This is a genomic window from Nonomuraea aurantiaca, from assembly GCF_020215705.1.
Lineage (GTDB): Bacteria > Actinomycetota > Actinomycetes > Streptosporangiales > Streptosporangiaceae > Nonomuraea > Nonomuraea aurantiaca.
In genome coordinates, this window is the sequence record NZ_JAIWNB010000108.1 from 1 (window position 1) to 1575 (window position 1575).

General features: G+C 68.8%; 1 protein-coding gene. It reads right to left on the reverse strand.

Going from position 1 to position 1575, the window contains the following annotated elements:
- Positions 1 to 10 precede the first annotated feature (10 nt).
- Positions 11 to 1450, reverse strand: a complete 1440-nt coding sequence (locus LDL49_RS56360; protein WP_225303183.1) for an NF041680 family putative transposase — start codon at positions 1448 to 1450, stop codon at positions 11 to 13.
- Between the last annotated feature and the right edge of the window lie 125 nt (positions 1451 to 1575).

Below are 1575 nucleotides of genomic sequence, written 5' to 3' on the forward strand. Positions count from 1 at the left end.
AGCTTGTTCTTTATCCTCCGGATTGTTGGAGTGCTGCGAGGGTGCGGCCGCGTTTGACGGTCTTGCCCACGTCGTAGCGGGGTGCGGGGTGGCGGTTGGGGATGCCGGGTGGGCGTCCGGGGCCGGGTCTGGTGGGTTTGGGTGCGGCGGCCGGTTGGGTGAGCGCGGGTCTGAGGTTCCGAAACCCCCGCCGGACCCGGGCGGGAGTGAGCTGACCCAGCGAGGCCGGTTTCTCCCACGGATGACGCAGGTCCTCGCTCAGCCGACGGCCGAGGCGCAGCTGGGTGTGGACGATGAGCAGCAGCCAGGTCCAGCGGTCGGCGGCTTGAGCAGCACGGAGCTTGGGCCGGGTCCAGCCGAGGGTCTGCTTCCAGAACCGGTAGGTGTGCTCCAGGTCGAACCTGCGTAGGAACGCTTGCCAGCAGCGATCCACGTCCGCGCTGGTGGCGCCGGTTTTGGAGGACCAGAGCCAGACTGGTGGGGCGTCGCGGTCACCGGGGAGGTGTTCGACCTTCAGCCGGATCAGGGTGCCCTCGATGAGGGGCAGTTCGCCCTCGTGGTCGAGCCAGGCCGCGCGGTGGGTGAGGCGGGGGTGCAGCCGGTCCCAGGCGCTCGCTTCGGCCTTGCCGTAGTGGGTGGTGTCCGTGACCGTGGTCACCTCAGGTTCGGGCCAGGTGGCGGGGTTGGCCAGGGCGAATTCACCACCGTGCTTGGGTGGCCGGCCGCCCTTGGGGTCATAGCGTCGTGGTGGGGCGGGCAGGCGCAGCACCCGGTCGGAGCGGATGCGCCCCAGCAGTTCGACGGGTAGGTCGCGCAGGACGTAGGCCAGGCGGGTGATGTCGTAGCCGGCGTCGGTCACGATGAGCACGTCCGGGTCCCCGTTGCGCCATTGTCCGGCGGCAATCAGCCGCTCGATGACCCCTCGCAACTGGGCGGCGGTGATCGCGGTGGCGTCGTCGGCCGGTCCCAGCCGGACCACGTCCAGCGGCGCCGTCCACGATGTGCGGCCCATCTCCAGCGCCGCTACGAACGAGTATGGCCAGCCCGGGATGAACTGCGAGGCGCTCTTGGCCCGGCCATACACGTGGCAGAACAGTCGCTCGGCCGAGCAGGCGGCGTCCGAGCGCAGCCACGGGGACACATCCACCGCCAGCACGATCCGCCCGTCCGGCCAGCGCGGCAAGGGCAGTCCGGCCAGCACCTCGCGCAGTTGTTCCACGTCGATCCGGCCGTGGTTGAGCCCGCTGTACAAGGCGCCGTGCCCGCGCCGGTGCTCCGGCGACAGGGTCAGATCCACCGGCGAGCGCACTGGCCCCGGCTCGCACAACAGCGCGTCGGCCAGTTCGAACAACGCATCGGCCCGCCTGGTCAGGCAGGCGTAGACATCGTTCCGGAACCGGGACAGCACCCTCGAAGACTCGACATTGGCGACATGGTTCAGCAGACTCACCCTCACGGCCTTGTAGTGATCAGCAGCGACTCAGCACCGCACATGATCACTCAAGGCCGTCTCGTTGTCCGCGAAACGATCAAAGCTCCGCTCAGCGCAACAATCCGGACGATAAAGAACAAGCT